This is a genomic window from Bacillus sp. E214, assembly GCF_008087365.1.
Lineage (GTDB): Bacteria > Bacillota > Bacilli > Bacillales > Pradoshiaceae > Pradoshia.
The window spans coordinates 678579-692625 of the sequence record NZ_VENN01000001.1 but is presented as its reverse complement, the minus strand read 5'-3'; the positions used below and the strand labels follow the sequence as shown (position 1 = coordinate 692625).

Annotated in this window: 9 protein-coding genes and 1 pseudogene; 4 read left to right on the top strand and 6 right to left on the bottom strand. The window is 35.2% G+C overall.

What is annotated here, in order from left to right; all coding sequences use genetic code 11:
• Nucleotide 1: 1 nt before the first annotated feature.
• Complete coding sequence (gene miaA, locus FHY47_RS03225) at nucleotides 2–952, bottom strand: tRNA (adenosine(37)-N6)-dimethylallyltransferase MiaA (RefSeq protein ID WP_139891113.1); 951 nt, start codon at nucleotides 950–952, stop codon at nucleotides 2–4.
• Between the two features lie 1014 nt (nucleotides 953–1966).
• Here miaA and FHY47_RS03220 point away from each other — a divergent pair.
• Nucleotides 1967–2661 (top strand): annotated as a pseudogene (locus FHY47_RS03220) (YqjF family protein).
• Between the two features lie 45 nt (nucleotides 2662–2706).
• On the opposite strand, the gene FHY47_RS03215 reads toward FHY47_RS03220, so the two are convergent.
• Nucleotides 2707–2928: a hypothetical protein gene (locus FHY47_RS03215; protein WP_148629641.1), complete on the bottom strand. Its 222-nt coding sequence runs from the start codon at nucleotides 2926–2928 to the stop codon at nucleotides 2707–2709.
• Between the two features lie 183 nt (nucleotides 2929–3111).
• Here FHY47_RS03215 and FHY47_RS03210 point away from each other — a divergent pair, with 183 nt between their 5' ends.
• Nucleotides 3112–3525, top strand: coding sequence for a YkvA family protein (locus FHY47_RS03210; RefSeq protein WP_066104258.1), 414 nt, complete (start codon nucleotides 3112–3114; stop codon nucleotides 3523–3525).
• 380 nt (nucleotides 3526–3905) lie between these two features.
• Here the strand turns inward: FHY47_RS03210 and FHY47_RS03205 are convergent, their stop codons facing one another.
• On the bottom strand, nucleotides 3906–4808 hold the full coding sequence (locus FHY47_RS03205) for a hypothetical protein (protein ID WP_148629640.1): 903 nt from the start codon (nucleotides 4806–4808) through the stop codon (nucleotides 3906–3908).
• Nucleotides 4809–5075: 267 nt separating this feature from the next.
• Here FHY47_RS03205 and FHY47_RS03200 point away from each other — a divergent pair, with 267 nt between their 5' ends.
• The gene (locus FHY47_RS03200) at nucleotides 5076–7199 is read left to right on the top strand and encodes an N-6 DNA methylase (protein ID WP_148629639.1); all 2124 of its coding nucleotides are present in this window, start codon (nucleotides 5076–5078) and stop codon (nucleotides 7197–7199) included.
• Complete coding sequence (locus tag FHY47_RS03195; RefSeq protein ID WP_148629638.1) at nucleotides 7200–8384, top strand: hypothetical protein; 1185 nt, start codon at nucleotides 7200–7202, stop codon at nucleotides 8382–8384.
• Between the two features lie 344 nt (nucleotides 8385–8728).
• Here FHY47_RS03195 and mutL read toward each other — a convergent pair whose 3' ends face one another.
• The 3 genes from mutL to cotE all read right to left on the bottom strand — a co-directional run bounded on the left by mutL (nucleotide 8729) and on the right by cotE (nucleotide 13993).
• Nucleotides 8729–10660: a DNA mismatch repair endonuclease MutL gene (gene mutL / locus FHY47_RS03190; protein WP_148629637.1), complete on the bottom strand. Its 1932-nt coding sequence runs from the start codon at nucleotides 10658–10660 to the stop codon at nucleotides 8729–8731.
• Between the two features lie 15 nt (nucleotides 10661–10675).
• Complete coding sequence (mutS, locus tag FHY47_RS03185; RefSeq protein ID WP_148629636.1) at nucleotides 10676–13288, bottom strand: DNA mismatch repair protein MutS; 2613 nt, start codon at nucleotides 13286–13288, stop codon at nucleotides 10676–10678.
• Nucleotides 13289–13393: 105 nt separating this feature from the next.
• The gene (gene cotE, locus FHY47_RS03180; protein ID WP_148629635.1) at nucleotides 13394–13993 is read right to left on the bottom strand and encodes an outer spore coat protein CotE; all 600 of its coding nucleotides are present in this window, start codon (nucleotides 13991–13993) and stop codon (nucleotides 13394–13396) included.
• Nucleotides 13994–14047: the final 54 nt, after the last annotated feature.

The window sequence follows — 14047 nt, the reverse complement described above, 5'->3', positions numbered from 1 at the left end:
TTTATCTATTCGCCTTTAAAGCGAGCATTCCTGCCACTTCAAGCGATATTTCTTCAGAAATTTTTTCGAAATCAGCCAAATTGGTCATATCAAACCAGTGAACATCCATCTTATTTCGGAACCAAGTAAATTGTCTTTTTGCAAACCGACGGGAATTCCGCTGTATTTGAGCTATAACATTTTCTCGTGTTTCAGTTCCTTCAAAGAGTCCCTCAAATTCCTTATATCCAATTGCTTGCATGGATTGTGCATCTTTTAATCCTTTTGCATATAGTTTTCTGACTTCCTCTTCAAGACCCTGCTGCATCATTGCTTCCACTCGTTCATTGATCCTTTTATATAAAAGATCGCGGTCCATCGTTAATCCAATCAAAGCCACATCATATAATAATGTTCTCTCTGTGGATTGTTCCTGTTCACTGAAACGCTTTCCTGAATCATAAAATACCTCTAAAGCACGGATAACTCTTTTTGTGTTATTAGGATGTATTTTTTCTGCAGCAACGGGATCAATCTCAACAAGTGTTTGATAAACAGCATCAGGCCCTTCTTGTTCAATTCGTTCTTCCAGCTCTTCTCGAATATTAGGATTTGCTGTGGTTTCAGGGAACTGGTAATCATAGAGGACGGATTGAATATACAAACCGGTACCACCCACTAATATAGGAAGCTTTCCCCTATTCGTTATATCATTAATCTTCTGCTGCACTTCTTGCTTAAAATCATAAACATTATAGGATTCAGATGGTTCCCTGCAATCAATTAAATAATGAGGAATCCCTTCCATTTCGTCCTTTGTAACTTTAGCAGTTCCTATATCCATACCCTTAAAAATCTGTGCTGAATCGCCACTTATAATTTCACCATTGAACTTCTTGGCCAAATTGATTGATAATTTGGTTTTTCCCACTGCCGTTGGTCCAATAATCACGACCAATTTCTGTTTTTCCATTTATGCTTCACACTGCCCTATTCATTTTTTTCTTATCTTAACATAAATCATTATAATCTGAACATGAGCGAGTAACATCTAACCAGTATAGTCAGTTTAAATGGTCTTTATTCAATTCTTTTTTCACACTTTTATTATTTTTAAATAATTTTTAGATGAACTTTAACCTTAAGATAAGTTCTATTAATACTAACCCTATAATTAAGGTGCTTCAGTAATCAATCATATAACAATTACCTAATCAATATTTATTATAGAGGTTTCATACATTTGAAGGCGTAAACGATATTACGCGAAGCAAATTGCTGAGGATGGAGAAAGGTATCTTACATATATAGAAATGAGGAGATTGTTTTCATGCTCCGGTTCATACAGGTGTTAACCGGCTTACTTACGTTTTTCTTACTGGGTTATATTTTTTCATATAGAGTCTTCTCCTTGGTGCAATTACTTTTTGTTTATTTATTCGTCCTATTTTTAATAACCGGTATTAGAGAACTTTATAACTATAAGACTTTTATAGGATCCATGTATGTTCTTGTCTCGCTTCTTCTTTTCTTATTTTTTATCCACAGATGAAATAGCGGGTTCAATATGACCACTGGCATCTCGATTCCATAGGAAACTTACAAACCCATCTAATTCTTCACGTTGGAAAGTTCTTTCTACAAGGCTTACATTTATCTGTAAGATCCTGAATTTAAATCTACAATAGTTACTTTAAAATAGATTAATAATATAAAATCATTTCAATTTAACGGTATAATAGGTATTAATTAGGTTGTTTCTCTCCATGTAAAATTGCAAAATCAATGCTAATTCTCATGATGTTTTTTTAAACTTTTGATGTAGTTTTACTTAACTTCAGTAAAGTGGTAACGATTATTTTAGAAGGAGTTCAATTCCAAAAAAAATGTTAAGGAAGTGATGGCTTTGGGAGAACAACTAAAGCTCGATAAAAACCAATGGGATGACAGTCATCGTCCATGGGCTCTCCCGAATTTACCTTGGACAATGAAGCAGACATGGAGCGATCTTTTATTTGCCCATTATCCAATTAAATATGAAGTATTACGAAAGTTAGTACCTGAAGTGCTCCCTTTGGATTCATATAATGGCATATGCTGGATTGGGGTTGTACCGTTTCGTATGTCGGGTATTAGACTCCGGGGATTACCCCCTATTCCAGGAACAGATCAATTTCCTGAGCTAAATGTTCGTACATATGTCATTCTCAATGGAAAGCCAGGTGTGTACTTTTTTAGTTTGGATGCTTCCAATTGGCTTGCTGTAAAAGGGGCTAGAACACTATACCACTTACCGTATTGGTACACTGATATGAAGATCCAGACTAATGATACAAACATTGAATTTAAAAGTAAGAGACTACATGACCATGAAATCGAGTTAGCCTGTAGCTATAGACCAATTTCAGAACCATTTCAGGCAGCTAAAGGGTCTTTCGAGGAATGGATGGCCGAGCGTTACTGCTTTTATACCTTAAATTTATCAGGAGTACCGCTTCGCTGTGATATTTTACATGACCCTTGGATATTACAAGAGGCAGAAGCAGAATTCAGCAAGAATTCCGTTCTATCCAAGCAAGGTATTGATATTAATGGTGAAATGCCTATATTTCATTTTGCAAAAAAATTGAGGTGCGTGCTTGGCCTTTGGTTCACCATTTCACTAATCGTTTCAGTACATAGAATAGTATAAGGTCTCAGTGCCATGGACTAAAATACTGACTCCTTTTATACACATCTCCTTAGAGCCAAATAAAAAGAGATTCCCTCATCCTTTGTTAGATGCTGAAATCTCTTTTTATGTTTAAATTGTTCCATTTTATCCTTCTTTGTTTTCGTCATTCTTGTACTCAAATCAATTGTATATAGGCCGCCCCGTAGAGTCTCAGGATTGCGCTTGCCTTCCCTCTCCAATTTCAACCTATATTTTCTAGCCCGACTTTTACTCATAACTCTATACACCTCAATTTTTCTCAGGATAGGATTAGTATACACAAATTTAGGGAAAAAGACATTAAGCAGCACTTCTAATGAGAGGTATTTAATTTATTTTCAAGCCAATCACTGAAATGTTGTTAGTTGAAGAAATATACCTTAAAATGTAAACAAGTTGTCGTTTAGGAGGAATGAGTAATGGAAGAACAAAACAAAGGAATACATAAATATAAAAAATACATCGATTCAGCCAAAACCTATTTAAATAATACAAAAAAATCAAATGAGCTATTAGATGAAGCAACTACGAAATCAAATACAAACAAAAATGCACTGGAAGAGGTATGGGACAATCTTCAATTACTTATCACCATGTTTCGCTCTTGGGTAAAGGGTGATTATAAAGAGATTCCTAAAAAGTCGATTATTTCTATAATCGCAGCCATTATCTATTTTGTATCACCTATTGATTTTATCCCTGATTTTATTGTAGGTCTTGGTTTTGCTGATGATGCAGCCATTATCGGATTTACGATTAAGCAAATAACTGAAGATCTCGAGAAATTCAAACTATGGCAAGCGAAGCAAGAGCAAACTATTGATATTGAGTAATTAAAAAGGTGTCTGATCAGTATTATAGACTGATTTGACACCTTTTTTTCGTAACTGGATTGATTAATCTTGGTTTTAATCGAAGAAATACACTCGTTTTAAACCTATCCATTAGGAATATTACGCTAAGAGTTTCTTAACATATTCTGCTCAATCTCAAAGATTAACATTCTCATTAATTTTCATTCCAATTTGATTATTATATTAGTGATTCTCTTCATTCATCCCAATAACTAAAATACCTATATAAGCGTACGTAATAGACTCTCTGTTAAATTCCATTAAAAAAGCAGTACCTGGGGAGCACATCCCCATAAGCAACTACTTATCTTTGTATCATATAGTTTTTTAGAGATACTTTTACTCTTTTTAATGAAATATTACAATATCCTAAAATCAAAGGAATCTAAATTTGATAAATAATTTAAATTAATATTTTTTAATGTTTCTTTATTAGAAATTTTACAATAAGCAAAAAATCTAACTTTCTTTTGATTTGTAGATAAACTTTCCAACTCAGATATCCATTTATTCTTGTTTAAACTTTTTTGGATAATTTCATTCGATAAATAAAGCGTAGTCTCTTTATTATTATTATTTTTTATACCAGGTTTGAAAAAAATAATATAATCACCCTTACCTTTTATAAAACGCACTTCACCCTCACCATAGTAAATTCTTTTATAAGGACTTATATTATTTAAGTCTACTTGGGCAAAATCTATAAACATTTCTTTATACGAGATCATATAACCCTTTATTTTTATGTAGTTCTCCTCAGTCTTATTTTCATTTGTGTATTTAATAAATTTAGAAATCAAAGGTTTAATACTATAATAGTTAGAGGATTTTTTCCTTTGATAATCCTCTCTTTTTCGTTTATTTTGTTGAATGAATCCCTTATCGTTATTTTCAGACTTCATATGTTGACCTATTCCAACATGTTGGTGACTCTCTGGTCTTTCTAAAAAGAATGAATCTATTTGATTATCAATATATGATTGTTCTCTTTTTTTAGTCTGGCTTATAGTATTTATTCCTTTTAATTTTTTCACATTATAGCTACAACCTATATCATGCTCACCATAAGATTTAAAATGAGGTGTGTTTTTCATTTCTATTCTTTCTTTATCAATATTTGCCCCAGTTATTTTCAAACTACAACCTGGACACTCAAAAGCTCTTTTATCCTTTATTAACTCGTCCCAAAAAAGTTCATAAGCCTTCTCAACATCAATTACTTCCCCATATTCTAAACTATATGCTTCTTCAATTTTTACCATTTATGCCTCCAATTATACGAGTTTATATAGATTTTAGTTAAATAAAGCTTTATCTAATTATACTAAAAGATCAAGCCAGGTCCACTTCAATAAAAGTTAAACTAAGAACGATTGGATTTGCATTTATTTTCTTATAGAATCTAATAACGAAAAACAACAGATAAATAAATATATGAATATTATACTTTTTGTACTAGTTACATATAGAATTTATTAGTTTAATATGGTATTTTTTTCATATGCTTGAAAAAGGAGGAAATCAGTCCTATGAAGGAAAATGCTACAATACTTATAAGCAAATACCTCATTGATTTGGGATATTTCCCCCATGAAATTAAAAGCGAGGTAAAGTTAAAAAGTGGTCACAGAATTGATTTTATAGTCTATCAAAATGATAAGCCTTGGCTAGCAGTCGAAGCAAAATCCACTAGGTTTTTACAGACATTTATCGATGAAAAGGAAATAAAATTTAATTCGTACGTACGGCAACTACAATCATATGCTCGCTTAATTGATGCGCCGTATTATCTTTTTACTGATGGGAATCGATCCCTGTGGTTCACAACTGATGAGACTGGGCGTCCTTCCTTATTAAGTCAACCAATCAAATCATATCAAAGAAATTTAAAAAATCTTAACTTCTCAGGAGAAGCACTTGTCAATTCATTAACGCAATTTAATTATGTAACATCAGGTTTAGATGATAGAGAAAAACTTATTTTAATTTTAGCCAAAATAACGGAAGAGAAAGGAAATGGATATCTAAAAGGACAATTACTAAATTCTAAAGAAGATCCCATTTCTCTACTTATAGAGTTTGAAAATCTTCCAAAATTACATTTTACAAGGACCATTAACATACATTTGGCTTTAGAAATACTAGATTTAATAAATTTCACTTCTATGAATCCATACGAGCTTCTCGATATATTAATAGATATCTTTAATTCGTATAATAAATTTGGAGTATCTAAGTGGTTAGCAGATTTTATGGTTCGCCTTAGCAAAGTTAACAATAAGTCAGATATTTGGGATATATGTAATATTAACGGAAATCTTTTAGCGGCAATTATACATAACAGTAATGGTAGCAGTCAACCTAATTTAGTAGAAATCAATCCGGATATTCAAAGTGCTCTATGGTCAAAAATAAAACAAATTCTCTTTGGATACAATGTTCAGTCCTTAAATTATCATTATTTTTCTAAAGATGTATTTGATTCATTGCCAAAACCCAGCAACATTATTACCATTCCTCATTTTTCCAAAAAGCCTTTTAGAGAAGACTTAAATTATTCTTTCTTACCGAATATTCAAGATGTAGACTTGGTTAATTGTAAGTCAGAGGACATTTATTTACAGTCAGCAATGAACACCATTAAGGAAAACGGTCGTATAGTAATGCTTGTTCCTGATAGCTTATTATTTTCTAATAATAAGAAAAAAATTAGAATGGAATTATTTCATAATTTAAAGATTACGGCAATAATTAGTATCGGTAGTAAAGCCTTTCATCCATACTCAAATGTAAAATCAAGTATCTTAGTATTAGATAAAATTAACATAGTAGAACCATACGAAATATTTATGGCACTTATCGATGAACTGCCAATCAAAGACTCATATAATTCCCTCGAGCTAGATCAACCTTCACATGTAATTAATGAATTTGAGAATTGGACATTACAAAACACTCAAGTAAATTCGACTTCAATATCTTGGATAATTTCCAGCGAGGAGTTAGATTTTAATAATTTTACACCCAATCGGTATACACAATTAAAAGAGGGAAATCTCCATTCATCTAGTCCCTATCCTTTGGTTCCATTAAAAGAAATTGTTAAAGGAGTTATGCGTGGACAACAAATAAAATTAGATGAGGATGGTAGTATTCAAGTTGTAGGTCCTGCATGCATCCGTTCAATGGAGATAATTACATCAAGCGTTGGTCATTCATCATTTGATAAGGTTCATAAACCACATCTGTCTATACAATCTAATGATATTTTGCTTAACAATATTAGTACTTATCTAGGGTCCGCTGCTCTAGCTAGTTCAGAACTAAACGGGAGTTATTTTAGTCAACATGTTATACTTATCCGCCCTAATATTTCTGTAGTTCTTCCTGAGTATCTGGAAGTTATTTTAAATAGTGAATATTTAAATAATCAACTCCTTTATATGTCTACCGGCTCAGTAATGCCTTCTATTTCTTTACAAAACCTAAAAAAGTTATTAATTCCACTACCCAGTATAAAATCACAGGAATATATTGTAAATGAGCTTCGCAAACTAAAGGAAAAAGTTAAATTTGCAAAGCAGCAATTGCAAGATGCAGAAAAACATTACAAAAGTGTAGTAAAGAATATTACTAAAAGGGAGGACTTTTAAATGAATCTTTTATTCCACATTCCTCCTGATAATTTATTAAATACTTACCAAAAAATGAAAAACATATTAAATGGACATGACTCAATAATATTTAACACTATGAAATCGCTAGATTCAAGGTTTTGCATACCCATTAATAGTTCACAATATATTCAAAAACACAATGAAATAGAAAGTAGACTTATAAGGTTTACTGGTGTACTTAGGGGACGTGAATTTGCAATGAGATTATTGCAGGGGGTTTGGTATGAAATTCAAGAAAAAGGCGGTATACAAGGCGTTTCCAATAATGATTTACTAGATGCATTATCATTTCAAACTAATAAGGAGGGTGTGTATATAAAATTAACCGATCCTGGTTACTGGGCTATTGAGTGGGATATTCCACTTAAAGCGGCTCATTACGAGGACTCGCAAAAAGTCTTATTGGAACATCTTACGTTAACAGATTCTGGAGAAATAAATGAAATAGTTCCCAAGTATGTTTTGGAATATATAGGAAGTTCCTTTAATTGTTATAAAGAAGGAATGAATTCCGTTGCTGTTGCACTAATCTCTATAGCGATGGAAGCTACTCTTAGAGATATTTTAGCTAAGAGAGGATATCTTTTTAATTCTAGAGCTTCTTCAGTAAAAGAGTATCCATTTACAAAAGCCGATGTTGAAGTAGTAGATAATGCATATAAATTCACTTTTCAAGAAACAATGCCAAAAATCCCCGCATTGTTCAATACTTCCTCTGGTGGACATCCAAAAGTAGAAGTACAGATTAAAAGGAAAATAAATTCTAAAAGAACTGATTTATTAATAAAAGCACCTGAATTTTTACTTGACCATTTTTCAATAAGTAACCCCACAAGCGAAGGCGTAAAAAAAGTTAACGGCTTAGGAGAAGCTCTACGAATTGCACGGGATGAGGAACAAATCCTTACAGCTGATGTTATGCCACTCGATTTTGATGAGGTAATACGCGCTATAAGAAACTCACTAATCCACCTATCTGAAGCTTCACTAAGTCAGAAATTAAACCAAAAATGGGAACTATTCCCCGAAAATTTCACTTTAGGAGATTTTTTGAAGGATCAAGAAATGGTTTATGACTTAATTACAAATATACCAAGATTTATTAATGAACAATATTTATTAATGTATCGACGTAGTATTAATGTAGCCGTTCCTTCTTAACATTCGTAAATTATTCAATTATCAACAAACATGGGGGCCAGATAAACAAAACGGTCCCCAAAATCAATGTTACATAATAAACTAATTCTATTTAATCCTCATAAATACTTACTTTCATCACTTCTATTATTGCCAAATCAATCGTTTTTCTCTGGAAGCGTTTATTGGTTTAAACAGTGTTACCCTTCAATGTATTTTCTTTGTAATTTTCAACCATCAATTCATCATCATCTCTACTTGTACAACTTATGCAAAAATACAATAGACTGGATCCTATCATTTTTTTATAAAAAGATGGCGAAAAATAACTAATTTCCCACCACCTTTTTATGTTACTTCATCTATTACATAACCCGTTTAAACATTTTCTCCAGCTCATAAATCGAATAATGAACGATAATTGGACGGCCATGCGGGCATGTGAATGGATCATTTGTATGACGCAATTCATCCAGTAATGCACTGATTTCATCATTACGCAAATGCCGGTTGGCTTTAATTGACCCCTTACAGCTCATCATAATTGCCGCTTCCTCACGCAATTTCTTGATATCCACCTTTTTCATCGTTAATACTTGGTGGACCATTTCATCGATGATCGTTTCTTCCATGCCTGCTGGGAACCAGGTTGGATGGGCGCGGACAATATAACTATTTAATCCAAATGGTTCTAAAAATACTCCGACCGCTTCCAGCTCTTCTTTATGTTCTTCCAGCTTCACAAACTCATCTGTTGAATACTCCAGTGTCATCGGTACCAACATTTCTTGCAGTTCTTTGTTGACCTCTCCCACCTTATGCTTGAAGAACTCATACTTAATCCGCTCTTGGGCAGCATGCTGGTCAATCATATAGAGCCCTTGTTCATTTTGGGCCAAAATATACGTTCCATGCAGCTGTCCAATCGGATATAAAGGTGGAATTCTACTTTCTTGCATGTCCTGATTTTCCTGAATCGGCTTTATTTCCTCTTCTTTTTGCTCCACAATCGTTCCGATACTTTCGGAACCCGGTTCTGAACTGATAGCCGGGGCAGTTTCTACCTCTTCTTCTACTGACACCCTTCCAATCTCACCCCGCTCAACTGAAATAGGAGCCTCGAATTCCCGCTTCGGCTGTTCAATCTCAGGCGGATCATAAATCACTGAAAATCCTTCAGTTGCCTTTACCATTGGAGGAGTCTGCTTTGGCGGCTCAGGCCGCTTGGCTCTTTCCTCCGTAAATGTAAATTGAGCTTGTTCCGTTTTTGCTTTTTCCTCACGTTTAACAGGAGCACCTGTTGGAATTAATGTCTCTTTTTTAAACGTATTCTGGATGGCCTCGCTAATTAATGCCATCAGCTCTTGCTCTTTACTGAAACGAACCTCCATTTTGGAAGGATGCACATTCACATCAACCAATAAAGGATCCATTTCAATATTGAGCATCGCAATTGGATAACGTCCAATAGGCAATAAAGTATGGTACCCTTCCATGACTGCTTTGGCGATCAAATAATTCTTAATAAATCTTCCATTTACCAAAATGGTCATATAGTTACGCGAAGCCCTCGTCATTTCTGGATGTCCGGCATAGCCTTTTATTGAAAAATCAAGCGTGGATGCTTCAAATGGCAGCATTTTTTGAGCAGTTTGTATCCCATATATCCCAGCAAGCACCTGAAGTGGATTGCCGTTGCCTGATGTTTGTAATAAAGTACGGTCATTGTGAACCAGCTTAAACGATACATCCGGATGCGACAGTGCCAGCCTATTTACGACATCGGTTATATTCCCAAGCTCTGTATGAACGCTTTTAACATATTTCAGACGAGCCGGTGTATTAAAGAACAGTTCACTGACTGTTATATCGGTTCCTTTACGGCTTGAATAGGACTCATGGGTAAGGACCTTGCCGCCCTCGAGTAAAAGACGGGTTCCAGGTCCATCACCTGTTGAGGTCTTTAATTCGAATTTGGAAACAGAAGCGATTGAAGGCAATGCCTCACCCCGGAAACCTAGCGTACGAATTCTGAATAAATCGTTTTCGTCCTTTATTTTACTGGTCGCGTGCCTGTGAAATGCATTGAGGGCATCGTCCTCTTCCATCCCTTCCCCATTATCAATAATGCGAATGGATTCAAGACCGGCTTCCGTAGCATAAATCTCAATTACCGTACTGTTAGCATCTATTGAGTTTTCCACTAACTCTTTTACAACAGATGCAGGTCTCTCTACTACTTCTCCGGCAGCGATTTTATTGGATAATAGATCATCTAACAGTACAATTTTCCCCATATCGTTCTCTCCTTCCTACTTTAATTTTTTCTGTAATGCATATAAGGCGTTTAAAGCTTCTAAAGGATTCATCTCTAATATAGATAAGGATTTAAGCTCTTCCGCTACCTTCCACTCTTTCGATTGCCGGTTCACTGTGGATCCTTTTTCCTTTTTCTCTTCTGTAAAGAATGATAATTGCGCTTGTTCATTGACCATTTCTGCCTCAGTATCCGTTTTGACTGGCGGCGTAGGTTTTGGTTGCTTGTCCCCTTGTTCAAGGACGTTTAATATCTCTTGCGCTCGCTTAATCACCGTCTCCGGCATTTCTGCAAGCTTGGCAACATGAATACCATAACTGCGATCAGCAGGTCCATCGACTACTTTATGAAGGAAAATGACTGTGCCATTTTGCTCAATTGCACGAACATGTACGTTACTCAGCTTGCTGAGTTGATCAGATAGAGCTGTTAACTCATGATAATGCGTGGAAAAGAGGGTAGCTGCGCCAATATGATGGTGAATATATTCGATAATCGATTGGGCTAATGCCATTCCATCATAGGTTGACGTTCCTCTTCCGATTTCATCGAATAGAAGCAAACTGTTTTCTGTTGCATTCGTAATCGCATGGTTCGCTTCAAGCATTTCAACCATAAATGTACTTTGTCCTGATATCAAATCATCCGCAGCACCAATTCGAGTAAATACCTGATCAAAGATCGGCAGTGTTGCTTCGTCTGCAGGTACAAAGCAGCCGATTTGGGCCATAATTGCTGTCAAAGCAACCTGGCGCATATACGTACTCTTACCGGACATATTTGGTCCAGTAATTAATAAGATTTCCTTCTTTTTATCCAAGAAACAATCATTCGGTACATATTCCTGCGCTTTTAAAACCTTTTCTACAACTGGATGTCGGCCATTTTTTATACTCATTTGGCGTGTATGAGAGAATTGTGGTTTTACATAGTGGTAACGTTCACTAATAGTAGAGAAACATTGTAAAACATCCAATTCACTGATTTCCATCGCTAATTTTTGCAGACGAGGTATATAATCTTTAATTTGATCACGTAATTCACAGAACAAATCGTATTCCAGACCTGTACTTTTTTCCTCTGCTTCGAGGATGATTGTTTCTTTTTCCTTTAATTCTGGAGTGATATAACGTTCTGCATTTGCAAGAGTTTGTTTTCTATCATATCGATCATCATTTAAGAGATGAAGATTAGCCTTTGTTATTTCCAAGTAATAACCAAATACACGATTATAACCAATTTTTAGCGAACGGATACCCGTTCTCTCTCTTTCCTTTTGTTCCAACTGAGCGATCCAGGTTTTCCCGTTCTTGGAAGCATCGCGATAACGATCTAAATCTTCATTATACCCTTCGCGAATAATGCCTCCCTCTTTGATGGAAATCGGCGGGTTCTCATGCAGCGCCTGCTCAAGTAAATCCGTCACTTCTTCACACGGATCCATCCGGGAAGCGATTTGTTTAGCCGTATCAATAGGCAGCCTTCCAATCACATCAATAATAGCCGGTACTTGCTGCAGGGAACGCTTCAGCTGCAGTAAATCTCGTGCATTTACATTGCCATAGGAAACACGGCCTGTTAAACGTTCCAAATCATACACTTCATGTAATAGCTCACGCAGCTCTTCCCGTTCAAAAAATTGATTCATAAATGTTTCAACCATCGATAACCGAGCTTCTATTTCGGATTCACTGACTAATGGGCGTTCAATCCATTGCTTTAATCTTCTGCCGCCCATGGCCGTCTTAGTTTCATCTAGAAGCCATAAAAGAGAGCCTTTTTTACCTTTTGAACGAATAGTCTCCGTGAGCTCTAAATTTCTTTTTGAATAGTAATCAATTTTTAAATATTGTTCCGTTTCATATAATTCAACTGGTTGAATATGTTCAATCGTCCTCTTTTGAGTACGCTGTATATAATTGAGCAAACGGGCTACCGTATGCTTTAGGTCTTTTTTCGGAAGCTCATTTACCAGATGGTTAAACTCGTCTTTCGTTTCCGAATCGGCTTCATAAGAAATCGTGACAATCCCTCTGTCTTTTAATAAAATTTCTTTTTCATCGCCGATATCGGGCTGAACTACAACTTCTTTAGATCCTATAACCGAAACTTCATTTAACACATCTTTAAAATTGGAAAAATGGGTTACTCGATTTTCGCCAGTCGTTAAATCAATATGAGCCACTCCAAATCCCAATCCATCTATAGATGAAATAGTTGAAAGATAATTATTCTCCTTTTCAGCGAGGCTCTTTCCTTCCATCACTGTACCTGGAGTAATTAATTGGACAACTTCACGTTTAACGACCCCTTTTGCCGCTTTTGGGTCCTCTGTTTGTTCGCAGATGGCCACTTTAAAACCACGATCTACCAGTGTTTCAATATAAGACTGCGCTGAATGATAAGGAACCCCGCACATTGGAATTTTTTGTTCTCCTCCACCATTCTTCGCTGTTAAGGTTATCTCCAATTCTTTTGATGCTTTAATGGCATCCTCAAAGAACATTTCATAAAAATCACCGAGACGGAAAAACAAGAATGCATCTTGATAATCTGCCTTTATACTCAAGTACTGTTGAATCATAGGAGTATAGGTTGCTACTGCCATTTTCCCAAAACCTTTCTTTCAATCAAATATATAATAGAAGTATTATATCATAGGAGCCAAGCTCATCTAACAACAAAAAAACTAGAGAGTTTTCTCTCTAGTTCCTTAATCCCGCTTGCTTTTGCCTTTTTTCCTGCCTGATTCATAGGAGCTGGACTCTTCACTGGATGACTCACTATGATCAAGGAAATCAGGATTAATTTCCTCCAGTTCGTCATCATCTACCTCAAGCTCCCAGCTTTCCTCATCGGTGTCTGCATTTTCCCTGATTGAAACAGTTACTTTTGTTTCACCAATAATCTCCACTAAAAATTCACGTTCAACATGAACAGAAATTTTTTCACCATCTGGAGTAATTAGACATTCAATACAATTCGGTTGTTGAACCACTTTGGCTATGACTTCATTATCATCATAGACTGTTTGGTCCCGATACTTTAATTTGATGGTATCTTTATACGGAACCTTTTCTGTTCTGACTTCTGTCTTTGTATTATTGCAATATGAATACCAAATATTGATATCATAATATCCTGCAATTTCTACCTTTTTACCATGTTTCTTAGCTTCGTACGTATGATTAATAATCCAGCAGCCCAGTATACTGGTAGGATCGTTGTCTGGACAAACCGTATGATTTGCCTTGGTAAACTTACGCCCCTTTGCCACTACTGCCTTCGTGATAATTTCTCTATATTGCGACATACAAGGTTACCCTCCTCAACCATTTTCATTTCATCCTATGCATGATAAATGTCT

Bases quoted from the DNA above. Each gene is read 5' to 3' on its own strand.
- miaA (WP_139891113.1), bottom strand. From the start codon at position 952: ATGGAAAAACAGAAATTGGTCGTGATTATTGGACCAACGGCAGTGGGA.
- FHY47_RS03215 (WP_148629641.1), bottom strand. From the start codon at position 2,928: ATGAGTAAAAGTCGGGCTAGAAAATATAGGTTGAAATTGGAGAGGGAA.
- FHY47_RS03210 (WP_066104258.1), top strand. From the start codon at position 3,112: ATGGAAGAACAAAACAAAGGAATACATAAATATAAAAAATACATCGAT.
- FHY47_RS03205 (WP_148629640.1), bottom strand. From the start codon at position 4,808: ATGGTAAAAATTGAAGAAGCATATAGTTTAGAATATGGGGAAGTAATT.
- FHY47_RS03200 (WP_148629639.1), top strand. From the start codon at position 5,076: ATGAAGGAAAATGCTACAATACTTATAAGCAAATACCTCATTGATTTG.
- FHY47_RS03195 (WP_148629638.1), top strand. From the start codon at position 7,200: ATGAATCTTTTATTCCACATTCCTCCTGATAATTTATTAAATACTTAC.
- mutL (WP_148629637.1), bottom strand. From the start codon at position 10,660: ATGGGGAAAATTGTACTGTTAGATGATCTATTATCCAATAAAATCGCT.
- mutS (WP_148629636.1), bottom strand. From the start codon at position 13,288: ATGGCAGTAGCAACCTATACTCCTATGATTCAACAGTACTTGAGTATA.
- cotE (WP_148629635.1), bottom strand. From the start codon at position 13,993: ATGTCGCAATATAGAGAAATTATCACGAAGGCAGTAGTGGCAAAGGGG.